Here is a 23182-nt window from a genome sequence, read left to right as displayed (position 1 = left end):
GCCTCAGCAGGCGCGCGCCCGCGACATCTCGTCGATCGGCATGGCATGTATCCAGTCGAGCAGGCGCATCTCTCCCGCGTCGGGCGTCGCGACGCGCAGGACTGCGTTGAACGTTTCGTCGACACGCGTGCGAAACGATTCGAGCATTGCGTCGAGCAGGCGCTCGGCGCCCCGCGCGGGCAGCCGCGTTCGAACCATCGACGTGGAACGTCACACGGTCAAGGTGTCCAACGATAAACAGTAATGCTGTTGGCCTTGACGTTGTTTTTAGTGACGACATACTCGCCCGTCGAGCGAAGGTACGCGCTGATGCCATACATCGAATCCACAGCACTGCTGGCGTCCATCGCACCGTTACTCGTGTTGCTCAGCGTCGCATCGAGCTTTCCTGTGGCGAGATTGAAGGCGTCGATATCCGGCAGCGCTTTTCCATTGCTGTCGAACCAGTAGCCGACGAAGAGATAACTGCCTGCCGCGGCGATCGATCTGGCGCCGGGGTTTGTGAGGTTGATCACCGGATCGGGTCTCGTGGTGTTACCTGCTTTCCAGCCGTGATAGACCTCGAACCTCGTGCCCAACACCGTCCAGTCCGTACTGTCGACGAGCCCTTGTCCGAGAATCATGGTGTCGCTGTCCGCGAGGTAGACGATGCGCCGCAACGGCTGAACGCTCTTAGGAATGCGAATCGAAACACCGGCTCCCCACGTCGGTTTGCCGTCGGCGTCGAAGCCGGTCAGCGGGTAATGGTGGATGTAGCCGGTCTGATCCAGTCCGGCCCAAACGTCCCCTTTGCCGTCGATACAGAATCCGTTTTTGACGGGCCGTGTCGTATTGAACGCCGGGCCCGGAATCGAAGCGTCCGGTATGGCGATGTAGCCGTTCGCTGCGTTGAAGTGGAAAAAGTAGAAGGTGCCGGGATTCTGGCTGGTGGCTACGAGAATCCGGTTCGTGCCGACCGTGGCAAGTTGGCCGAAGTGCTCGCCGCGTGCCGTATCGTCCATGTTGATTCTCGGATCGGACGGATAAGCGATCGGATCGACAGTATTCGCGACGAACGTGCCGCCGGCGCGGCCTCCATAGATGTTGGTGCCGCCATAAAACAAGGTGCCGTCAGTGCCTGGGTCGGGCACGGCAAGGCCCTCGAAGTTGAGGGACTGAAGCCTCCACTGCAGATCGCCCGCAGCGCTGTAGGCGTGAATATCGGTACCGCCGTCGCGTCCGAGGTCCCAGGTGCCGCCCCACGGGTTGTTGAGTACATAGAGATTGCCGGCGGCATCTTTGCCGATGCCGGCAACGCGCGTGAAGCGCTTCGCGCCGACCTCGCCCTTGGTGCCGGAAGTGGTGTCGAGGTAGCCGCCCTGGATGCCGAATGTGCCGGCCAGCGTCGGCCTGCCCGAGATGTCGTAGCGCTTGACGTTCATGTCGGGCCCCTCGTCGCCGACCAAGAGCTGTCGCGATGATGCATCGAAATACAGCGCAGACGGCCGTGACCCGGCAGGCATTCGGATCGTATTCAGCAGCGCGCCGGTCGGACTGAACTCGACGATCGTGCCCGAACTCTTCTGCGCGACCCAGACGTTGCTTGCGCGATCCACCGCGAGCGCGCCCGGGCTCGGCACATTGATGTCGCGCCGCCAGACGCCGTCGGTCGTGAAGATCCGGACTCGGTCGCCATAAAAGTCGCTCGCATAGAGAAGCGAACCCGCCGTGGCGAGTCCGGTAATGACGTCGACCCGAGGCAGGTTGTCCGACGCGCTCACCTTGATCAAGAGATCGCGAGTCTTCGTGATGCGGTTGTATCGTCCCACCGCGCCGCTTCCGTACGACTTGCCGAGCTGCAGCGCTGCGAAGATCGAGGTCGCGTTACCCGTGATCGCTCCACCCTGAAATTCGTTGTGCGCGCCGATCGAGCCGAGGCTCTTGCCGTTCCGATAGATCGCGACGCCGCCTTCCGATTCGTCCCACATGGAGGACGTATAGATGTCGCCTTCGGGTGAAACCCACATCGAACGGGCCGTATTACCCACGTGGGTTGCAAGAGCGCCATAGGTATTTGCCAGCCAGTCGATGGCGTTGCCTGCCTGACAAGCCGGTGCAATTGTCGCGATCGTCGCGGCGAGGAGGGTTGCGCGGATTCTTCTTCCTGCCATGCCTGATGCTCTCCTAGGTGTGGGGGATCAAATCTCATGGACGGCCGATCAGCAGATGTCTCGCAATCCGCGATCGGTGGGGAGGTACTTGGAAACAATCTGGCGATGCCCGTGTCAGGTCGAGCGCATCGTCGACACGTGACAGGGCCAGAACGGCTTCATTGAATCGAGACGAAATAGGAACTTCATTCCTCGTCACCGTGGCCCAAAGATTGCTGTCCGTCCTCGGTGCGCCGGAATAAGTCGATGGTATGAGGAAACACGCGGGAGTTCAACAATTCGCCGGGCGATAGCGGCTCGACCGTCACGCAGATCGCAGGCATCGCAAACGATGTAGTCGTCGAACGTGCATGGCGAGCAAGCGTTGGCGACCGAACAGAGCGCGTGCGAAGCGCTCGTTCCTGCGTTGACCTGCGTCAATCCGCTCGGGCCGAGGAGATCTACATTGAGATGTGCATGTAAATGCGAGTGTGACGCGCACGACCACATCTCAGCGAGGAGACCATGAAGATCGCACCGTCGATGACCTCCGCAGTACTCGCAGCGGCATGCATTGCCGCCATCACGCCATTACCCGCAACGGCGCAGACGCTCGAAAAGATCGCCCATGAACACAAGATCACTGTCTCGTACCGCGAGGCAGCGGTTCCGTTCAGTTATCTGCTCACACCTTCGAAGCCGGTGGGCTTCTCGGTGGACCTCACTGAGGCAATCGTCGACGACATACGCAACAAACTCGGCATGCCTGACTTGGCCGTCGCCCGCATTCCTGTCACTGGCCAGAACCGCATTCCGCTGCTCGTGCAAGGGGCCTACGACCTCGAATGCGGATCGACGACGAACAACGCGGCACGTGGCAAGGACGTCGCCTTCTCGACCAACTTCTTCTACGCGGGTACACGGGTGTTGGTCAAAAAATCGTCGAACGTCACGCGCTACGAGGACCTGGCCGGCAAACGCGTAGCCACGGTGGCTGGCAGCACGAACGAGAAAGTGATTCAGCAATACGCGAGCGAACACGGCTTGGCGTTGACCGTCGTCCCGGGCAAGGACTACAGCGATGCACTGCACGTGCTCGAAGACGATGGCGCCGAGGCGCTGGCGCTCGACGACGTGTTGCTCTACGGCATGAAAGCGAACGCGAAACAACCGGAGTTGTTCGAAGTGGTCGGCGAAACGCTCCAAATAGAGCCCTACGCCTGCATGTTTCGCAAGAACGATCCGGAGTTCAAGCGTGTCGTCGATGGCGCGATGTCCCGACTGACGCGCTCGGGCGAGTTCGAGCGGCTTTACGACAAGTGGTTCCGCGAGCCCATACCGCCCAACGGTGCGCGGCTCGACATGCCGATGAGCGCGCGGCTTCGGGCGAACCTGCGCGAGCGCAGCGATCGTCCCGAACGCTGAGCCGGGGGCCGTTGACATAGTCACCTCCGCCGCTCGATTACCCATGGATCGCAATCTATACTTCACTTGGGCCATCAAACAGTGCCAAGATTGAACATCCAGGATGCACCATGATCGGACATGACACCCCTCCCCATTGGCCTCGATCGTTCGGCAAGCACTCCGCTGTCTGCGCAGATCTATCGCGCAATTCGTCACGCGATAGAGTCGGGACAACTCGCCGCCGGCGCGCGTCTGCCTTCCTGGATCGATTTGGCGGCGAAGCTGGGCGTTTCCCGGGGCACGGTACGCGCTGCCTACGATCGGCTCATCGATGAGCAGTTCGCAGTCGCCTTGGGGGCAGCCGGTACGCGGATAGCGGATCGCCCACCTCTCGCCCCAACGCCCGGCTGGACCCCCGACGCACCGCCGCTCCCCGATCTGTTCCATGAATTCGGCGCGGCGCCAGCGGCATTTCAAATGGGTGTCCCGTCGCAGGAAGCCTTCCCGTTCAAGCTATGGTCGCGCGTGCTCACGCGCGCGGCACGGCAAACCGCGGTGGCGCCCGTCGGATACCCCGATCCCCGCGGCGATCCTGACCTTCGAAGGGAAATCGCAGCTTATCTCGGCGTTGCACGAGGCCTCCGATGCAATCCCTCTCAGGTTTTCATCACGGCAGGCTTTTCCGGTGCGCTCGGCCTCGCGATACGCGGACTCGGTGTCGAGGGCAAGGTCGCGTGGATGGAGGATCCCGGCTTTCCGCTGACGCGCACCGCATTGGGCTTGGCGGGAATGACTGTGACAGCCGTTCCCGTCGATGCCGATGGACTCGACGTCGATGCGGGCATTCGACAGTCGGCACAATCCGCACAATCCGCCCTCGCAGTCGTCACACCGGGCCAACAAGCGCCGCTCGGAATGGCCATGTCGCTTTCCCGTCGGCTCGCGTTGCTCGCATGGGCTCGGCGAAACGACGCCTGGATCATCGAGGACGATTATCTGAGCGAGTTGCAGTTGCAGGGACGGGCCGCGCCAGCCCTTGCATCGCTGGATCAGGACGGGCGCGTGCTGCATGTCGGCACCTTCAGTAAGACCATCAGCCCGGTGCTTCGTTTGGGCTTTCTCGTAGTCCCGCTCGAAATGGTGCGTCGATTCGGCGATATCACGGCATGCCTCGCGCCGGCCCCCGCGGCGTTCATGCAGCACGCGGTAGCGGAATTCTTGCGCGAGGGCCACTATCTTCGCCACATTCGCCGTATGAAGCGCCTTTACGCAGCGCAACGCGACGCCTTGCTTCGTTGCCTGAACGAGGTGGCGCCGAGCTCGGTGAAAATCCGGGCGGCCGCGGGCACGGCCGTCGTGATGTCTGTTCCCGATTCCGCGTCCGACGTGGATATCGCTTTACGCGCGCTGCAATTCGGTTTGGCGCCCGTTCCTCTCTCCCCATGGTTCATGAACCCTCCCCGGCAGCAAGGGCTGCTTCTGGGTGTGACCAATCTCAATGAACGAACGATGGTTGCCCACTGTCGCCGGCTCGTCGAATTGGTTCATGAGCGACGCTGACGAACTCGCCAACGGGCCCGCGCATCGCATCATGGTTCATCAAAACTGTTCGTTTTTGGTCCTTCCCGATGGCCCAGCGCGCAATCACAATGCAAGCACATCAAGGAGAACCTGTTATGAAAATACGACCGATCGTCGCTGCAATGTGCGCGGGTCTCGCGCTCACTTTTGCCATCGCCCTGCCGGCTGCCGCTCGCGACGCGGGCGTGACTGTGACGCCGAACTTTCAGCATGCCATCCCCAATATTCCCGGCAAATCGCTGACCGCCGTCGTCGTCGACTATGCCCCCGGCGCGGCGTCGTCGGCGCACGTTCATGCCAAGTCCGCTTTCATTTATGCCTATGTCGTGTCCGGCGCCATCGAGTCGCAGGTCAACGACGGCCCGAAGCGCGTCTACCATGCCGGCGAAAGTTTCTTCGAGGAGCCCGGCGCCGTTCATCGTGTAAGCCGCAATGCGAGCAGCACTGCGCCCGCGAAATTGCTTGCGGTATTCGTGGTGGACAGCGGCGACAAGGCCCTTACCACCCCTCTCAAGTAAAAGGAGTCGACAGATGAGCAAGCGCCTCGACTACGCCCAGATCGCACCGGCGGGCGTCAAAGCCCTCGGCGGTGTCTACGGCTACATCATGCAGAGCAGCCTCTCGCCCGTTCTCGTCGATCTCGTCTATCTTCGCGTTTCGCAGATCAACAACTGTGCGTATTGCCTCGACATGCACACCCGCGACCTGCAGAAAAAAGGCGTAAAGGTCGAAAAGCTCGCGCTGGTACAGGCGTGGGCCGAAGCCGGCAATCTATTCGACGAACGCGAGCGCGCCGCCCTTGCCTGGGCCGAATCGGTCACACGCGTCGCCCAGACCGGTGTGCCCGAGCAGGACTACCAGGCCGCACGTGCGGTGTTCGATGAACGCGAACTCGTCGATCTGACAATCGCCATCGGCTTGATGAACACATATAACCGCATGGCGATCAGCTTCCGGAATACGCCTCAGGCTGTGCTGGAGCAATGAAACGCGTGGCTGGGTTCCGTGGCGCTCGTCTCCAGGCGCCCGGAAACCCCCGCGGTGAAACCCCGTTACGCTTGAAGAAGTGGGCCCCGGAAACTCGATGGAACCGGTTGCAACCGGGCCCGCGCCGGGCTATCGTCACGTTTTCCCGTACGCACGTGACGCCGCCCCTCCCCGCCTTGAACCCCTCCGCCACCCCCTTGCCCTTCCGGGACGCACTGTTCGCGATGCTCGGCATCGGTCTCGTCAACATGCTCGTCGCCCTGGACCAGACCGTCGTCAGCACCGCCTTGCCATCGATCGTCGCGGAACTCCAGGGATTCGAGTTCTACGCGTGGATCGCCAGCGCCTATCTGCTCGCATCGGTCGTTACTGTCCCCGTATTTGGCCGCCTCGGCGATTATTTCGGCCGCAAGCGGTTCGTCATCGCCGCAGTGCTCGTCTTCACCGGCGCGTCCGTCCTTTGCGGGCTTGCCACCGACATGCGAATGCTCGCCATCGCCCGCGCGCTGCAAGGGGTCGGCGGCGGGATGATGGTCGGCACCGCGTTTGCCTCCATCCCCGATCTGTTCCCCGACCCGCACGCACGAGTACGATGGCAAGTCGTCATGGCGGCCGCGTATGGGATCGGCACCGCCGCCGGGCCATCGCTGGGCGGCTGGCTCAGCCAGGATTTCGGCTGGCGCTCGACATTCTTCGTGAATCTTCCAGTGGGCGCGCTCGCGCTTTACTTCATCTGGCGTCACTTGCCTTATTACCGCCGCGAGCGCCAAGGTGCAGTCAAGATCGATTGGAGTGGTGCGCTGCTCGTAGCGCTCGTGCTCGGCGGATTTCAGACGCTCATCGAAGCGCTTCCCAAAGACGGCCTGACAACGGGTAATGTCGCGCTAGCCGGTGCGGTCGCCGTGCTCGCGGCGGCCTTACTGATTTGCGAGCGCCGCGCGACGCATCCGATCGTGCCGCTCGACCTGTTTCGCGATCCGCAACTCGTCACGCTCTTCACGCTTTCGACGCTGTCCGGCTTCGTGATGTTCTCACTGATCTTTTTTGCACCGCTGTTGCTGCAAGGCGGCTTCGGGCTTTCGCCACAGCAAGCGGGTTTGCTTGCCACGCCGATTGCCGCATGCATCGCAATCGGCAGCGTCATCAACACCCGGATCGTGGTCCGTTTGCCGCGCCCGACACTCGTGCTGACGATCGGTTACAGTCTGCTGGTGGCGGCATCCGCGGCTCTCGCGTTCGCTACGCCCCGCACGCCGCATATGTGGCTTGAAATCTCGATGTCAGCCGTGGGTATCGGGCTGGGGTTCATCTTGAACAACCTCAACGTTTTCGCGCAGGAAATCGCTGGGCGAGATCGCCTAGGCATTGCGACGGCGCTGCTGCAATCGACGCGCATGGTAGGCGGCATGCTCGGCACGAGCATTCTGGCGACGATCGTCACTCATAGCTATGCGTCAGGCGTGAGCGATGCGTTGCAGACGCTGGGCCCGAAGGTCGCGACGCAATGGCTGCCGCGTCTATCGGACCCTCGCGTTCTAGTCGATGCCAACCTGCGCGAGGCGATGCTCGGCGAACTTCATGCGGCCGGACTCGATGGCGGCGCGCTCGTCGATGCCACGCGCCGTGTGCTCGTGCACGCGCTCCATATCGGCATCGCCATCGCTGGGTGCGCCGCATTGTGTGCGGTGTATCTGGTCAAGCGAATCGCGCACATCCGATTCAGGCATGCGGAGACGGTGCCGAATCGCCAGGCCGCGTGAGCGATTGAGTTCGAATTGGCGCACTGGCTCGATCAACGCCCCCTTCGAAAGTAATCGCCGCCTCCAATCCGCCGCCGCTCCTATTGCGCAGCACGAGCACCGCATCCATCGCCTGTGCAAGCTGCCGCGCGATCGCAAGCCCTAGCCCGGTACCGCCCGTGCCGCGATTGCGCGACGTCTCGAGCCGATAAAACGGTTGGAAGACAACCTCGAGCGACTCGTCGGGAATACCGGGACCTCGATCCAGCACCGAAATCTCCACTCGGCCGTCGGTCGTGATCGCCACATCGATCTGCGCCGCCCCGGCAAACTTCAGCGCGTTATCGACGAGATTGCCGACGACACGCCGCAGCGCCTGGGGCCGCGTGACCACCGAAGCCGCGAGGCGGCGCGCGCATGCCACGTTCTTGCCCGCATCGACATAATCGCAGACCAGGCTATCGAGCAACGCATCGAGATCGACACGGCAGGCCGGCTCGCTGGCACCGTGCAGCGTGCGCGCGTAGGCAACGCCCTCTTTGACCAGCGCCTCCATCTCCGCGAGATCTTGTCTGAGCTTGCCGGATTCGCCTTCGTCCTCCATCACATCGATACGCAACCGCATACGCGTAATCGGCGTTTGCAGATCGTGCGAAATGGCTGCCAGAATCTGCATCCGTTCAGCCGTATAGGTGGCAATGCGATCCTGCATCGCGTTGAAGGCCCGCGCGGCCAATGCGACCTCGGACGGCCCATCTTCCGGCAACCGGTCCGCCTTCAGATCGGGACCGAGCGTATCCGCCGCGCGCGCGAGCGCATGAAGCGGCCGCGTGGCGAGCCGCACCGCGAGCCAGCAGCACGCGGCCAGCACCGCGAGTTGCAAGACGAGCACGACCGGCAGCCATCCCGAAAGCGGTATGCCCGACATCGGATGAATATCGATCGTCAGCGGCGTACCGTCGGTCAGCTTCAAATGAACCTGAATATGCTCGCTATCGCCCGGCACCGCATTGGCGGAAACCGGATAGGCATGGCCGATTCCGTCGGCAATCGATCGCTCGACATTTGCCGAAAGCCGCGCATCCACCGGCCCTCCGGCCACACCGGGACCCAGTTGGAACTGATAACTGCGCCGAGCGAGCCGCGGTAGCCACGCCTCGCGCTCGGCGGCCGGCAGGTGATCGAGCAATGCAACCGAGCTCGCGACTTCGCGCTCGATGTAACCCATCATCAGGTTCGTCGTGGCTTGATCGCGCTCGGTCATGGTCAGCCAGAAAGAGAGGACCTGCGCAACAGCAATGCCGATGCAGAGTATCAACGCGAGCCGTGCGAATAATGTGCGTGGCCATCCGCAGGCGCGCCACGGCCTCATGATGCCTCGCCAACGGCGGCGACCGACGAGGCAAAAACATACCCCTCGCTGCGCAGCGTCTTGATGTACCGCGGCTCGCGCGCCACGTCGCGCAAACGCTGACGCAAACGGCTCACGAGCAAGTCGATCGAGCGGTCGAATGGATCGGCCTGCCGCCCTTGAGTCAGGTTGAGCAATTGATCGCGCGTCAATACCCGCTGAGGATGGTCGAGAAACACACGCAACAACCGGTATTCGGCGCCACTGAGCGCAACCATCGTTCCTTGTGCATCCAGCAGATGACGCGCGGTGGTGTCGAGCCGCCAATCTCCGAAAGCGAGCATCTGAGCCGTCTCGGTGACCTGCATGCCGGGCGGCAACATCCGCGTTCGGCGCAGCACCGAGCGAATCCTCGCGAGCAACTCCCGGACGGCGAACGGCTTCGGTAGATAATCGTCGGCGCCCATTTCCAACCCGAGGATACGATCGGCTTCCTCGTCGCGCGCGGTCAACATGACAACAGGCACCGCGCGGAATTTGCCGACCCGCAGCTCGCGACACAACGCGAGTCCATCTTCGCCGGGCAACATCAGATCGAGCACGATCAAATCCGGCGCGCCGTCCTCGAGCCGGGCGCGCATCTCACGGCCGTTCGCCGCAAGCGTCACCCGCATGCCCTGTTTCTCGAGATACGTTCCGACAAGCTCGCGAATGCCGCGGTCGTCATCGACGATCAGGATGTGATCGATGTGCTCGATCATGTGCGGGTCACCTCATGAGCACGCGTTGCCGCGCGAGGATCATGGGCCAGCGCATCACGCATCCTCCGCCACGGAAAGACTGGCGCCGTCCAAAACCGATCCCTCTTCGAGCGCGTAGGGATCCACACCTTCAAGGCAACCCACGTTGACACGCCACAGCAGCGGATCCCGACGCGTCTGATGGAACGGGTAGATACCGCAATGCCGGCAAAAGTAGTGCTTCGCCACGCGCGTATTGAATTGATAGAGCGTCAAGTCTTGCTCACCCGACAGGATCTTGAGGTCCTCCCGCGCGAACGTCTTCGACATCGCAGCGCCCTTCCGGCGGCACAGACTGCAATTGCAGCGCGACACGGGGGCGATGGCGGTACGAACCTCGAATTTCACAGCTCCACAGTGGCAGGACCCTCTGAACGCTTCGGTAATCATGCGGCTCTCCTCGTTCGTGAACGGACGGCGCTTTTATAACTCGCCGCGAAGCCTGAATTGTGTCGCAATGTATCTGAATTCGCAGCGGATACAAAACATTGCATCCGCCCGCCGCGGCAGACACAAGCCAGATACGCGCAAGCGCTCAAATGCCGCCAGACGCGATTCATCTACCGAAATGAGGAAGCCGCCATGCCCCACCTGTCGAAAACCGTTGCGGCGCTGATGCTGTGCGCCGCCGCAGCGACAAGCCGCGCCACGCCCGCCGACAATCGCTCAGCACAAACGCTCGCGCCGGAATTCACCGGCATCGGCACATGGCTGAACACGGCGCCGCTCACGTTGGGCCAACTGCGCGGAAAAGTCGTGCTGATCGATTTTTGGACCTACACCTGCATCAACTGCATCCATACGTTGCCGTATGTCGAACGCTGGCATGAAAAGTACAAGGACCAGGGACTGGTCGTGATCGGCGTGCATACGCCCGAATATCCGTTCGAGCGCAGCACGGACAACGTACGAGCAGCCATCCGGCACTTCAACCTTCGCTACCCCGTGGCGCAGGACAACGACTACGCGACCTGGCGCGCCTACCAGAACCGCTACTGGCCTGCGTTTTATCTGCTCGATCAAACCGGGCACATCGTCTACCGGCATTTCGGCGAAGGCGAATATGCAGAAACCGAAGCACAGATTCAACGCCTGCTCGCAAAGAACGCTACACCGTCCCATTGAATAGGAGTGCTGACCATGTCCGATATAAAAAACCCTCTGCGCCGACGGCTGTTGGGCGTAACCGCCGCCGGTTTCGCCGCAATCGAGCTGGGCCTCGCCAAGCGCGCCCTCGCGCAATCGACGCGTTCCGCTTCAAGTGCCGGCACTTCGTCGCGTGCGTCGTTCGGCAAGCTGAAACAGGTCGATGCCGGCGTGCTCGACGTGGGTTACGCGGACATCGGTCCAAGCGACGGCACGCCGGTTATCCTGCTGCACGGCTGGCCTTACGACATTCATAGCTTCGTGGACGTGGCTCCGCTTCTGGCGTCCGCCGGTTTTCGCGTGCTGATCCCGCATCTCCGCGGCTACGGCACTACACGCTTTCTTTCGCCCGATACCGTTCGAAATGCGCAGCAAGCCGCACTCGCGGCCGATGTCATCGCCTTCATGGACGCTCTCGGTATTGCGTCGGCCGTGATCGGCGGCTTCGATTGGGGCGCAAGAACGGCGGGCATCGTCGCCGCGCTGTGGCCGCAACGATGCCGCGCGCTCGTATCCGTGAGCGGCTACCTGATCGGCAGCCAACAAGCCAACCGGACACCATTGCCACCGCAAGCCGAACTCGCCTGGTGGTACCAGTTCTACTTCGCCACCGAACGCGGCCAGGACGGCTATCGAGCGAACGTGTACGACTTCGCCAAGCTCATCTGGCGTACCGCTTCGCCGCAATGGAATTTCGATGACGCCACTTTCGATCGTTCCGCGCAATCCCTCCGGAATCCAGATCACGTCGCCATCACGATTCACAATTACCGCTGGCGCCTGGGCCTCGTGCAAGGCGAACCGCAATTCGATGCACTTGAGGCTCGCCTGGCTGCGGCACCGCCGATCGGCGTGCCGACAATCACGCTCGAAGGCGATGCCAACGGTGCCCCGCACCCCGAGCCGTCCGCTTATGCCCGCAAATTCACGGGCAAGTACCTTCACCGCACGATCGCCGGTGGCGTCGGCCACAATTTGCCGCAGGAAGCGCCGAAGGCCTTTTCGGACGCCATCGTCGATGCCGCCCGCCTCTGATCGCTGCCGCCGCAGCCGGAATTCGGAACCCGTAGACCGCCCGGTATAGCCAAGCGTCCCCTACGCCTTCTCGCAAAGAGACAGAAGCGCCGATCTCATACAGTTCACATGCCCGCTTTGATGCTCGCGTGCTGTTTCCAGGAGATCGAAATGTCCAGCGTTCACGAGTACGGTCTGCCGCGCATCGCGCCCGTCGCTTCGATGGCGAAACGCGTGTTGCGAGCCGTACTCGATGCGGCCGTCATCATCTATACGATGGGGGGCTTCGCCTTCGGTCTTTATTGCATTACGCGGCCGGCGTTCATCGCTGCGCTGGCCGGCTCATTACTGATCGCCCATACGATGACGCTCAGCGCGTTGCTGACGCATGAGCTGATGCATCAAACCGTGTTTCGCCGCAGGAAGTGGAACGATGCGCTGGCCCGCGTGCTTTCGCTGATCAGCGGCGGCTGCTATTTCAGCTACTCGGGCCTCAAACGCCAGCATTTCAAACACCATCGCGTCAAAGCCGGCTACGACGGGTTCTCGATCACGGCCTGGATCCTCTCGCTGCCCGCCATGCCGCGCCGCATCATCGTTCTGATGGAGTTTTTCCATATCCCCGTCTTGAGCGTCATCTCTCGCATCCGCTCGCTGGGGCTGCCGTTTTTCTCGCAGCGCCTGCGTCCTTTGCGTCCGCGCATCGCCGTGGTGCTCGTTGCCCGTCTCGTTTGCTACGTCGTGCTATGGCGCTATGCACCGGCCGCCGTGCTTTGGCTTTTCGTCGGCTGGCTCGGCATGTTGAACATGCTGCGCGTCTACGATTGCTTTCATCATACGTTTTCGATTTATCCGCCCGGAACGCCCATTCCAACGCTCGATCGCGACTACGAACAACGCAACACCTACTCGTCGCTCTTCAGCCGCCGGCACGCGTGGCTCAACTGGCTATTCCTCAATTACGGCTATCACAATGCTCATCACGCGGAGCCTTCCGCACACTGGCTCGACTTGCCGCGCATCCACGAAACGCTCGCGCCGGACATTCGCGAACACTGCATCCTATTTCGCAATCTCGTGAGCGCCTACCATCGCCATCGTATTTATCGGATCTATCGCGGCTTGGGACAGCCGGAGATCGTGGACGGCCGCGTCGTCATGGATCGCTTCTGGGGGGTAATCATGAATATTTCGTTCATCACTTACGACTTTTGAACGGTACATTCCGAATCGATCGATGATCGATCCCAAGCGACTGTCCTCAAGACAATGCGCCGGGTGAGGCGAGTTCCTGATAACGGCGATGCATCCCGCACCGCGTTGACTTTGCGGCGTACATTGCCGCATCCGCTTTGAGCAGCAACTCCTCGGCAGTCAATCCGTCGGCGGGGAACTCGCTGATGCCGACACTCGCTCCAATCTTCAGCCGTTGATCTCCAAGCTGCAGCTCTTCGTTCATCGCCTCGGCAATACGCATGGCGATCTCCTGGACCACCCCCGCCGACTGCATATCGACGATCAGCACGATGAATTCGTCGCCACCTAGGCGCGCCGCAAGGTCGCTGGCGCGAAGCACGCTGGCCAACCGCTCGGCGACGACGGTCAGCGCACGATCGCCGGCCCAGTGCCCGAGCTGATCGTTGATCTGCTTGAAGCGGTCGAGATCGATGAAGATCACGGCGAGCCGCTGGCCCGTCTGCGTCGCAGTGTCGATCGCGGCCGCAAGCTTTTCCATGAACAGCATGCGGTTCGGCAAGCCCGTCAGCGCATCGTGTCCGGCCAGATGGGCGAGCTCGCGCTGCTTGCTGTGCAGCTCGCTCATCTGCAAGCGGATCTCCCGGCACATGCTGTCGAAACATCGCGCGAGAATACCTATCTCATCCGAGCGTTCGGTCGGCAACCGCGCATCGGGGGGATGATCGAATACGCGTAATGCGGCACTCGCGAGTGTATGCAACGGTTTTGTCAGCGCACGGGCAAACAGTATGGCGAGCACGAATGCAAATACACTGAAAACGATGACCATTCGCGTGATGCGCCCGCCTAGCGCGTCGGCAGGAACGAGCACAGCCGTCAGCGGCCTGGCGAGACCGAGCACGACGAAGCGGTTGCCCTCCACTGCGCCGAACGGCGTCCGGGCAAACGCATAGATGCGCCCGTCGCGCCGGTGCTCGTATCCGCTGATCGTCATCTGAGCGCCGGATTCATCGAAGAGCGGCTTGGTCGTAGGGAACGTCTCCTGCATCAGCACGCGTTGCCCACGGTCGAAACCGAATGCGGATGCCGGATCCGGATGGATCAGGAAGTCTCCCCACTGGTTGGCCATATAGACTTGATCGCGCTCCGGCAGGTCACGCGCGAGGCGCGCGAAGACCCTCGTCAGATCGACGTCGATGACGAGCACGCCGACGTTCGCGCCATTCGCTCCGACAACCGGGGTGCCCACCCGGACGATCGGCCGACCCGAGGCGGCGTGCGTGCCGGCTTCATGATTGATGACGATCGGCGACAGATAGATATGCCCCGCCGGTATAGCCAACGTATCGAAAACGTAGGCAAAGTGCCCCTTTTCTTGCAACCCGGCTTCCGGCACCACGATCACCCCCTTCGGACCGCGGTCGACGCGCACGCGCTCGAGGCCGTAATGCGCGCGCGAAATCAGCCGCAGCTGAAGATAGTCGGAGTGATACCGCATGAAACTCATGAACACCTGCTCGAGACGCTCGCGCCCGTCTTGCGGCGCATGCTCGACGGACTCCGAGAGCTTGCGTGCGGAAGGCATGACGGCCAGGACCAGCGCGTCCTCGGCGACATCGTGCAACGCGGACGAAAAACGCTGATCGAGCAGCCGCGTCGATGTGAGCAGGCTCTGCTGCGCCTCGTTGACCAGCATTGTCCGATTGGCACGATATGCGTAATAGCCGGTCGCACCCGACGACACCACACCGATCGTGGCAAGCAAGATGATGAGCTGCGAAGTCAGACCGAGCTTCATCGTGGGAACCGTTCCGGTGGTTCGCCAGAGACAATGCGCCGCCATAACGACTCGCGCTGCGCGATATCCTCCACCGGCTGAATCCAGAAAAGATGTTTGCCATCGTCGGCAGCGTGGCCGGATGCGGGCCCCAATGTGCTCGCCAGCCCTTGACGCTGAGGCAGCAGCCCACTGATCTCGGGCTCGAGCATGTAGTTGATCCAGGACAATGCCAGAGCCCGATTGCGTGCTTCGCGCGTGATGGCCCAGCAGTCGAGCCACGCGAGCGCGCCCTCGTCCGGGATGACATAACCGACGTCCACTCCCGCTCGCCGCAACAGCTCGATCTGCTGCGTTCCATAGTTACCGAACATCATGGCGGCATGGTGTTCGACAAACAGCGCCGTCGCCTCTTCAGGCAGTGTGTACAGCGTCAACAGGTTGCGCCGCAACTCGATGAGCTTGTGTGTGACAGTGCGCATCTGCGCCGGTGTCAAATGGAACGGGTCGCGGTAGCCGAGCGCCAGCGCGGCAAACGAAAAATTATGCTGCGCACTGTTGAAATCGAGCGTGCGGCCGCGGTATTGCGGGTTCCACAGTTCGAGCATCGAATGAGGTTCGACCGACACCTGCTTGCGGTCATATATCAGCCCCATCGACGAATAGGTGAACGGAATGGCGTACACGATGCCGTTGTGCTCGATACCCCCGATCGTCGAGCGCTGCCTGAACATCGGCAACTGCAGGCGCGTATTGGGGATCTTCGATACGTCCAGCGAAGCGAGGAGATTGTCCTGAGCATAACGCTGAATCTCCGCCGTATTAGCGGCGAGCACGTCGAAGGACGGGGGCGAGCCCCGATGCATTTGCTCCCATAACGTCTCGTCCGAATCGACAAACGTCACCTCGACCTTCGCATGAAAGCGCGTCTCGAATTGCTTGACGACATCGGCATCGGCATAGCCCGGCCATGCGAGTACGCGCAGCAGATTCTGAGGGACCGCATCGGAGGCACCCAACGAGATGCCGGAGATTGGCGCGAGTACGACGAATGCGACGATTCCCCGCAAGAGAACTCGCGTTGGATGTCGACCGCCAGTTATTCGTCCAATGAATCCCCGTAGATCGATACGCAGCCAGTTAGAACTTATTCGCATTCGACTGCCTTTTTTCACATCGATGCTGTCGCGCGAACAATGCCATAAAACCAATACGCGCGCAATTAGGGGACGATAGCGGTCGTTGGATCATGTTGTCGGACAAAAACCCGCCAAATCGAGCGGAATATGTCCGCCCCGACCGCGCGGTGAGCCGCTATACCCGGCGCGGCCGATTTGGCTTGCGAGGTGCCTCCCAGGGAAGTCGTCGCTTGGCTACGAATCGCCCCAGGTTCATGCGGCGGTGTCACTGCGGGGCGAGCTGGACGAGGCGGTCATCGGTCCTCCGGCGGGACATTCGGCGGCGCGCTCGTAAGCAATTGCAGCAATGCAGTAAGTGCCCCAATAGGTTTGGCAGTGGACCGCCATACGCAATGTACGTGAAAAACTCCTGAGGCAATCGGCTCCGAGTTGTTTTCTGGTTTGAACTTCTCAGCTTTAACCGACAGCACGCTTATTCTACTCGAGTGAACTTTTACACCCGACAACTCATGTCACGTCATAATCCGCCACACCTTTGTCCGCCGACGATTGTTACTGCTGACTATGATGCATCCTGCAATCCGCATCAGAAGCCGTTGCCAGCGCACTATTCGCTAGCGCGGCGCTGCTTTAGCGCCTGCACGGCGAATATCGCTGCAAAATCAATGCCATCGCCAGGCAGACTGTCGCTCGCCTTAAAATAAATCGAAAGGTCAGCCCGTTTTTCCAGTTCTTTTTATTTGACATTTTATTCAAATCGAATACCTCAATTCCCATCCGAATTGCCAGCAACGCTCTTCAGGAGGCCATCATGAACGCGCGCTATTACCGCGGTGCATTTGCCGTTGTGCTAACCATCGCCGGAACATCTCCTCTGCTTGCGGATGACGATACCGCCATTTCCGGGCGTTGCACCCTGCCGGCCGGCACGGTTGCGCTCGTGCAAAAGCAGCTCGCTGCCGTCGTTAATCTGAGCGACGGAAACGGTGGCATTTTCAAACCCAATCGCATGTGGTCCGCCGTCGTCGATCGAGACGGACGTCTTTGCTCAGTCATCAAGCTCGGCGATGCGTGGCCCGGTTCTCGCGCTATCTCGATAGCGAAGGCCTATACAGCAAACGGATTCAGTAATGACAAGCTCGCGCTCTCAACGGCGAATCTCTACGGTGCGACGCAACCGGGCGGCTCGCTTTACGGACTCAACAACAGCAACCCGTTCGACGCGCGGTTTTTGGCGGACGGCACCGGCCAGGGGCGAGTCCTTGGCGGTGTCATCACGTTCGGTGGTGGCGTTGCACTGTATGCGGGCGGCAAAGTGATCGGCGGGCTTGGCGTCAGCGGCGATAGCGCATGTGCGGACCATGCGATCGCTTATCGGATGCGCAAACTAGCCGGCTTGGACGGTATTCCCGCAGGGGTTGGACCGGGCAATACCGACAACATCCTCTATGCGACGAACACGATTCCCGTCGGTTTCGAGCATCCCCACTGCTTTCCGAATGACCTGAGCGCGCAGCAAATCGCTCATCCCTGAGCACGAGCCGACACACGCACTCCGGGTCCCGCGCGCGATAAGTCCTCGCGTGGCCCCGGTTCTCTCGGCGCGCTCGAGCGCGCCCGTCACCGTATCCCCTTTTTGCGGCCACCCGTCAGCGCCCTCTCTCGTGTAATATCGGGGTCGCATAGTTATTGCCCCTTATCGTAAAACTTTTTCTGCGCAATTTTTACTTCAGATATTTGCATTGCAAGAAATTCGCGGGATCGTTAATTAGTGCTTTCCGGACACGCCCGACGTGGCCTTCGGCAGAGAAAGACTACGTATAGTCTGATAGTGGCACGGGTGATTTTCGCACTGTTGCCAGGGAATCCTTACATCGGACTGCGCGGGGGCGTTTTTCTCGGCCCGAATCCAGCGAAAATAAGCATATCCTCCTGCGATAACCGCCATTTCTGGGCTATCCTCATTTCATATTAGCCCCATTTCCTCACTTGATAACACGAGAAATCTCGGTAGCATACGCCGGGCCCGAGCCACCCCCCGCCCGCAATCTACCCGAGGTCCCGCAGTGCAATATCGCCTACTTTTCCGCCAGCTTTTTTCCGCCATCGTTTCCTGGCGTATTAACGCTAGAACATTATTTACCGGCTTATTATTCATATCAATTTCGTTTTGCGCATCGCTTTGGGCACCTAATGCGCTCGCTCAAAGCACGCTCACGATCAATGGAGTGACCTATACCTATTGCGCTAGCGAAGGCAACCTCTGCTCTTTCAGCGGCACCGCAAACATTGTCTTCGGCACCGCGAGTCCGCTTCAGTACACGCTCAATGGGCCGTTCACGAACGGCGTGAGCTGCTCGAACGGCGTCGTCTCCCAAACCGATCCGGCCTACGGCTACCAAAAAAGCTGCTGGTACAGCGCGGGAACGTCGAGCACGACGACGAGCACGTCTTCGACGTCGACGACCTCTTGGACGAAGTGCGCGGTTGAAAACGGCTTTTGCTCGTTCAGCGGCACGCTGACCGTCCTCTATGGCGGCAGCACGACCGCCAACAACGTGCAGAAGACGTTCACGAATGGGACCGCGTGCACGAACACGGCGTTCGGCACGGACCCCGACTACGGTGCGAACAAGAGCTGCTGGATTCCTTCGTCGGGAACGACGAGCACGAGTTCCGGCACGACCTCGACCGGCTCGACGAGCACCTCGACGACGTCGACGGGCACGAGCAGCACGGGCACCACGAGCACTTCCACCGGCAGCACCGGCACGACGAGCACGACGTCGACCTCGACGTCGAGCGGCAAGATCACTTGTGCCGCACCGGTCGCCAGCGCGGGTGGCACGCCAAACGGCCTGATCTCCGCGGATACGCCCACTGCCGACGGTACACGCCTCTTCGCGCAGGGCAGCACGTTCAAACTGTCGTTCGTCACGTCCGCACCGGCGGCCGACTCCGTGGTCTGGTCGGTTCAGGACTACGTCGGCAACATCAAGGGCAGCGGCACGTTTGCGGTTGCCAGCGGTACGCAGACGAACACGCTGTCGTGCCAGGCCTCGCTCGGCGGTTACTTCGCCGTCACGGCGACGCTGACCCACGCTGGCGGCACGCTGCCGCAAGCCGGCACGCGTCCGACCGGGATCGCGACGTTCGGCGTCGTGCCGAACGAGTCGGGTGTCATTCCGGCAGTCACGTTCGCGCACCAGGACCAGCATCGTTTCGGCATGCAAGGTTTCAACGGCAATGCGGCAGCGCTCGCGGCGCTGGGCATCTCGCAAACGATCGACGATCGCGAGCTTTCGGCCATGGAACCCAACGGCCCGAACACGTGGACGCCCTCGGTGAGCGGGTTGGACCCGGCCTATACGAACGGCAAAGTCATGCGTCTCGTGCGCCTCGATGGCATTCCGGCATGGGCCAGCCCGACGGGCGGATTCCAGGACGACACGAACGCGCCGAAGGATCTCACCTACTATCGCAACTTCATGTCGCGTGTCGGCTCCGACACGGCGGCGATCCGTCAAACGTATTTCCCGAACCAGCAGAACAACTATTACCAGGTGACGTGGGAGCCGCAGTGGACGGATTCGCAATCGAATTTCGTGCAGATGTATGCGGCCGTCTACGCCGGCTTGCACGCGACCGATCCGAACGCTGTCGTCATGGGCACGACCAATCCGCTGGTCGCCAACTGCCAGACGCAGTGCACGAGCGGGTATCTGCAAACGTACGCGGCGCTGGGGCTGGGTCAATACATCGACGGCATCACCACGCACGGTTACTACAACGCTGGCACCTACCCGTCGCACCCGCCCGAGCTCTATGACACGGACCCGAACCCAGCCAACGTCGCCAATGCGCTCGACAAGCAGATGCAGGCCCTGCGCGCTGAGATGCAATCGGTCAAACCGAACATGCGTCTTTGGTCGACCGAGCTCGGCATCAGCTACGATCCGGGCGCGGCGTACGGACCGAACTACCCGTCGTCCAATCAGCTCTACGCGCAAGCTGCCGTTGCAGCGCGCGCACACCTGATCATTCTCGGCGAGGGCGCGCAAGTCACGTACTTCTTCTATGGGCCCGACTATCCGGATGAAGTGGGATACGGCACGTTCTTCGACGTGACCAATCCCCAGGGACAGTACGGTGCGAACAACCTGAGCCCGAAGCCGGAAGCGATGGCGTTCGCTGCGATGACGCGCATCATCGACGGCACGCAAACGCTGGGACGCCTGAAGAATCTGCCGTCGATGGTGTATGGCTACGCGTTCCAGCAACTGGGTGGTGGCAAAGTGATCACGGCATTGTGGACGCACAACAATGCACAGTGGCCCACGTCATCCGGCGCGTACAGCCCGACGTACAGCACGTCTTACGCGCTGCCCGTCGATGCGAGCGGCACGAGCGGCAACGTGACGGTGCTCGACGTCATGGGCAATGCGACGACCGTGCCCTATTCGAATGGTGTCGCCAACCTGACGCTGACCGAATCGCCGATCTATGTCGTATCGTCGAACGCGACGGTGATGAAGGCCAACGCAACGGTGCCGGTGGGCTACACCGGTCAATAACCACGCGGCTCGCTACGCTGTTCCGCCACCCGATGCAAATCCCGGTGGACGGGTAGAATGCGGCGAGTTGTTCGAAGTGCCGGCGGCATGCCGGCGCGATCGAACAACTCGCCGTCGACTTTCCCGCCTATCGAGGACTAGCGTGAACGATCTATCCGCCTTCCCCATTACCCGCAAATGGCCCGCGAAGCATCCCGAACGCATCCAGCTGTATTCGCTGCCGACGCCGAACGGCGTCAAGGTGTCGGTCATGCTCGAAGAAACGGGGCTTCCCTATGAGCCGCACCTCGTTCGTTTCGATACGAACGATCAAACGTCGCCGGAATTTCTTTCGCTCAATCCGAATGGCAAGATTCCGGCCATCATCGATCCGCAAGGTCCGGGCGGCAAGCCGCTTGCGCTGTTCGAATCGGGCGCCATTCTGATCTATCTGGCCGACAAGAGCGGCAAGTTCATGCCGCGCGACGAAGCGCGTCGCTATGAAACGATTCAATGGCTGATGTTCCAGATGGGTGGCATCGGTCCCATGTTCGGTCAACTCGGTTTCTTCAACAAATTCGCGGGTAAAGACTACGAGGACAAACGGCCTCGCGATCGTTACGTGGCCGAGGCGCGCCGCCTGCTGGGCGTGCTCGACGGGCGGCTTGCCGACCACGAGTGGACGATGGGCGACGAATACACGATCGCCGATATGGCGACGTTGCCGTGGGTCCGTAATCTGGTCGGCTTTTACGAAGCGGGCGAGCTCGTGGGATTCGCCGACTTCGTTCACGTCAAACGGGCACTCGGCGCATTCGTCGCGCGGCCGGCTGTGGTTCGAGCGTTGGACATCCCGAGCCGCGGGTAGGCCGCCTGGTAACCTGCCTTAGGGAAAGATCGGCGTCTTCGGCTCCGCCCCTTCGACGTCCGCTCGCGGAAAATGCTCGTGAACCATCTGTTGAATTTCTTCCTCGCGCGCCTGCGGTACGTCGACCATCAACAATAGCTGTCCAGCCTTGATCGCCTCCTGAAACCGCTCCAGGCGTCGGCTGGGCTCGTCGACGCCGATCATGGTCGCAGTCCAGGCGCCGAATCCGGCGCCGGCAAGCGTCAACGCAACGACAGCGCCGCCCGCGATCACGAGTTGGGCCGGTGGAAAAGCCAGCGCAACGAGTCCCGCGAGCGCGCCCGCGGCACCGCCGAGTGCCGTGCCGCGCGCAAGTGCCGCCACGACATCGCTGGTTTGCAGCAAAGACGCTTCGGGCAGCGCATCGAGCGTCACGCTGTGATTCGCGAGAACGTGAATATGCCGCCATGTAATCCGCGCGCGCAGAAGATCTTCGACGATGGCCTTCGCCGAACCCGTATCCGATACAAGGTAGTAGAGGCGCCGCATTTGGGATCCTCCTTTGAGAGAACGGTAATCCAGTTATAGACGATCGTGCGCCCATGTTCACGTGGCCGTTCTCTCATATTTGCCGGAAAAGAGCACTCACGCAGGACTGACGGAAACCGTTTGTATGCAGTACTTACGTTTTGTCACCAGGGCAGCGTCAACTCACGTCGTCGACGTGGCGTTAAACGGGCAGCGCTGAACATTTTCAGCCGCCCAACAAGGAGTCACATATGAAGACCATTTTCGCTGCTCTCGCCTCCGCTCTCATCGTTTCGACGGCTTTCGCTCAGACAGCCGCGCCTGCACCGTCGGCCAGCGCTCCCGCTGCCGCACAGAACGGACAGGCCAACCTGAAGGCCGGCGGCGGCACGTCGACGAGCGGGCTGAAGGCCGATCCGTCGACCAACGTTGCCGGCAACGCAACCGATAAGGCCAGCACGAATGTTCATTCGACCGGCAAATCGACTACGCACGCAAAGAAAACCCACGCGCACAAGACGAGCAAGAAGCACGATACGAGCGCGAGCGCCGGGAAGAACAAGACGGACGCCGGCACCGAATCCGCCGCCACGATGCCCGCGAAAGCCGATGTGAAGGCACCTGCCAAGGCCGACGCGAAAGCCGGCGCCAACGCTGATACGAAGGCGGACGTGAAAACCGATTCGACGGTCAAGACTCAATAAAACCAACCGTCTGGGGTGCATCGGCTCACTTGAACGAAGCCGGGCACGCCGTCGAGGGCGAGCGCAAGCGCTCGCCCTTTTTTATTTGCATCGCTTAGCAGCTCGGGAGCCAAACTCTGCGCTCCGCTAATAGAAACGATAAAAACAAAAGATTTTTGCCTCTTTTGAATTCCGAGTGGGTGATGTTAGCGGGTCAAGGGCGGGCGTAAGCCCGGCGCAGCGAACCCTTGAGGCGCTCTGAATCGACAAGCTGAGGTATGGCTGGTTGCGGCAGAATGCGGCA

Annotated in this window: 19 protein-coding genes and 1 pseudogene; 12 read left to right on the top strand and 8 right to left on the bottom strand. The window is 61.2% G+C overall.

Annotated elements, in window-relative coordinates; translation table 11 throughout:
* Positions 1-3 precede the first annotated feature (3 nt).
* Both GWC77_RS22890 and GWC77_RS22885 read right to left on the bottom strand, forming a co-directional pair.
* Positions 4-198: a hypothetical protein gene (locus GWC77_RS22890; RefSeq protein ID WP_173260578.1), complete on the bottom strand. Its 195-nt coding sequence runs from the start codon at positions 196-198 to the stop codon at positions 4-6.
* Between the two features lie 20 nt (positions 199-218).
* Complete coding sequence (locus GWC77_RS22885; protein ID WP_173260577.1) at positions 219-2150, bottom strand: SMP-30/gluconolactonase/LRE family protein; 1932 nt, start codon at positions 2148-2150, stop codon at positions 219-221.
* Positions 2151-2654: 504 nt separating this feature from the next.
* On the opposite strand from GWC77_RS22885, the gene GWC77_RS22880 reads away from it, so the two are divergent.
* The 5 genes from GWC77_RS22880 to GWC77_RS22860 all read left to right on the top strand — a co-directional run bounded on the left by GWC77_RS22880 (position 2655) and on the right by GWC77_RS22860 (position 7864).
* Positions 2655-3554 carry an amino acid ABC transporter substrate-binding protein gene (locus GWC77_RS22880; RefSeq protein WP_173260575.1) on the top strand — a complete coding sequence of 300 codons (900 nt, stop codon included), beginning with the start codon at positions 2655-2657 and terminating at the stop codon, positions 3552-3554.
* Positions 3555-3674: 120 nt separating this feature from the next.
* Positions 3675-5096 (top strand): PLP-dependent aminotransferase family protein, encoded by a 1422-nt coding sequence (locus GWC77_RS22875; protein WP_173260574.1) that lies wholly within the window; start codon positions 3675-3677, stop codon positions 5094-5096.
* Between the two features lie 116 nt (positions 5097-5212).
* Positions 5213-5635 carry a cupin domain-containing protein gene (locus GWC77_RS22870; RefSeq protein WP_173260590.1) on the top strand — a complete coding sequence of 141 codons (423 nt, stop codon included), beginning with the start codon at positions 5213-5215 and terminating at the stop codon, positions 5633-5635.
* A 13-nt stretch (positions 5636-5648) separates the two neighbouring features.
* The gene (locus GWC77_RS22865; RefSeq protein WP_173260573.1) at positions 5649-6104 is read left to right on the top strand and encodes a carboxymuconolactone decarboxylase family protein; all 456 of its coding nucleotides are present in this window, start codon (positions 5649-5651) and stop codon (positions 6102-6104) included.
* A 224-nt stretch (positions 6105-6328) separates the two neighbouring features.
* The gene (locus GWC77_RS22860) at positions 6329-7864 is read left to right on the top strand and encodes an MFS transporter (RefSeq protein WP_173260588.1); all 1536 of its coding nucleotides are present in this window, start codon (positions 6329-6331) and stop codon (positions 7862-7864) included.
* Positions 7865-7913: 49 nt separating this feature from the next.
* Here GWC77_RS22860 and GWC77_RS22855 read toward each other — a convergent pair.
* The 3 genes and pseudogenes from GWC77_RS22855 to GWC77_RS22845 all read right to left on the bottom strand — a co-directional run.
* Positions 7914-9215, bottom strand: a pseudogene (locus tag GWC77_RS22855) (ATP-binding protein); the annotation flags it as partial.
* Complete coding sequence (locus tag GWC77_RS22850) at positions 9212-9952, bottom strand: response regulator (protein WP_173260586.1); 741 nt, start codon at positions 9950-9952, stop codon at positions 9212-9214. The gene GWC77_RS22850 and the pseudogene GWC77_RS22855, both read right to left, overlap by 4 nt.
* A 57-nt stretch (positions 9953-10009) precedes the next feature.
* On the bottom strand, positions 10010-10384 hold the full coding sequence (locus GWC77_RS22845) for a GFA family protein (protein ID WP_173260569.1): 375 nt from the start codon (positions 10382-10384) through the stop codon (positions 10010-10012).
* Positions 10385-10576: 192 nt separating this feature from the next.
* Here GWC77_RS22845 and GWC77_RS22840 point away from each other — a divergent pair, with 192 nt between their 5' ends.
* From GWC77_RS22840 to GWC77_RS22830, 3 genes are all read left to right on the top strand, one after another.
* Positions 10577-11119 carry a thioredoxin family protein gene (locus GWC77_RS22840; protein ID WP_173260567.1) on the top strand — a complete coding sequence of 181 codons (543 nt, stop codon included), beginning with the start codon at positions 10577-10579 and terminating at the stop codon, positions 11117-11119.
* 15 nt (positions 11120-11134) lie between these two features.
* On the top strand, positions 11135-12175 hold the full coding sequence (locus GWC77_RS22835; protein WP_173260565.1) for an alpha/beta fold hydrolase: 1041 nt from the start codon (positions 11135-11137) through the stop codon (positions 12173-12175).
* Positions 12176-12325: 150 nt separating this feature from the next.
* Positions 12326-13369, top strand: a complete 1044-nt coding sequence (locus tag GWC77_RS22830) for a fatty acid desaturase (RefSeq protein ID WP_173260562.1) — start codon at positions 12326-12328, stop codon at positions 13367-13369.
* A 46-nt stretch (positions 13370-13415) separates the two neighbouring features.
* Here the strand turns inward: GWC77_RS22830 and GWC77_RS22825 are convergent, their stop codons facing one another.
* The gene (locus GWC77_RS22825) at positions 13416-15149 is read right to left on the bottom strand and encodes a diguanylate cyclase (RefSeq protein ID WP_254367101.1); all 1734 of its coding nucleotides are present in this window, start codon (positions 15147-15149) and stop codon (positions 13416-13418) included.
* Entirely contained in the window at positions 15146-16198 is a 1053-nt protein-coding gene (locus GWC77_RS22820) for an extracellular solute-binding protein (RefSeq protein WP_254367100.1), read from the bottom strand. The genes GWC77_RS22825 and GWC77_RS22820 overlap by 4 nt, the downstream gene beginning before the upstream one ends.
* Positions 16199-17078: 880 nt before the next feature.
* On the opposite strand from GWC77_RS22820, the gene GWC77_RS22815 reads away from it, so the two are divergent.
* From GWC77_RS22815 to GWC77_RS22805, 3 genes are all read left to right on the top strand, one after another.
* Positions 17079-17801, top strand: coding sequence for a heme-binding protein (locus tag GWC77_RS22815; RefSeq protein WP_173260556.1), 723 nt, complete (start codon positions 17079-17081; stop codon positions 17799-17801).
* A gap of 694 nt (positions 17802-18495) precedes the next feature.
* The gene (locus GWC77_RS22810) at positions 18496-20841 is read left to right on the top strand and encodes a hypothetical protein (RefSeq protein WP_367949080.1); all 2346 of its coding nucleotides are present in this window, start codon (positions 18496-18498) and stop codon (positions 20839-20841) included.
* A 142-nt stretch (positions 20842-20983) separates the two neighbouring features.
* Positions 20984-21688 (top strand): glutathione S-transferase N-terminal domain-containing protein, encoded by a 705-nt coding sequence (locus GWC77_RS22805; protein ID WP_173260554.1) that lies wholly within the window; start codon positions 20984-20986, stop codon positions 21686-21688.
* An 18-nt stretch (positions 21689-21706) separates the two neighbouring features.
* On the opposite strand, the gene GWC77_RS22800 is transcribed toward GWC77_RS22805, so the two are convergent.
* Positions 21707-22216 (bottom strand): DUF1269 domain-containing protein, encoded by a 510-nt coding sequence (locus GWC77_RS22800; RefSeq protein ID WP_173260552.1) that lies wholly within the window; start codon positions 22214-22216, stop codon positions 21707-21709.
* 230 nt (positions 22217-22446) lie between these two features.
* Here GWC77_RS22800 and GWC77_RS22795 point away from each other — a divergent pair, with 230 nt between their 5' ends.
* On the top strand, positions 22447-22899 hold the full coding sequence (locus GWC77_RS22795; protein WP_173260550.1) for a hypothetical protein: 453 nt from the start codon (positions 22447-22449) through the stop codon (positions 22897-22899).
* Positions 22900-23182 lie beyond the last annotated feature (283 nt).

This window comes from Paraburkholderia sp. NMBU_R16, from assembly GCF_013282575.1.
Taxonomy (GTDB): Bacteria; Pseudomonadota; Gammaproteobacteria; order Burkholderiales; family Burkholderiaceae; genus Trinickia.
This window is presented reverse-complemented; position numbering and strand designations above follow the sequence as displayed.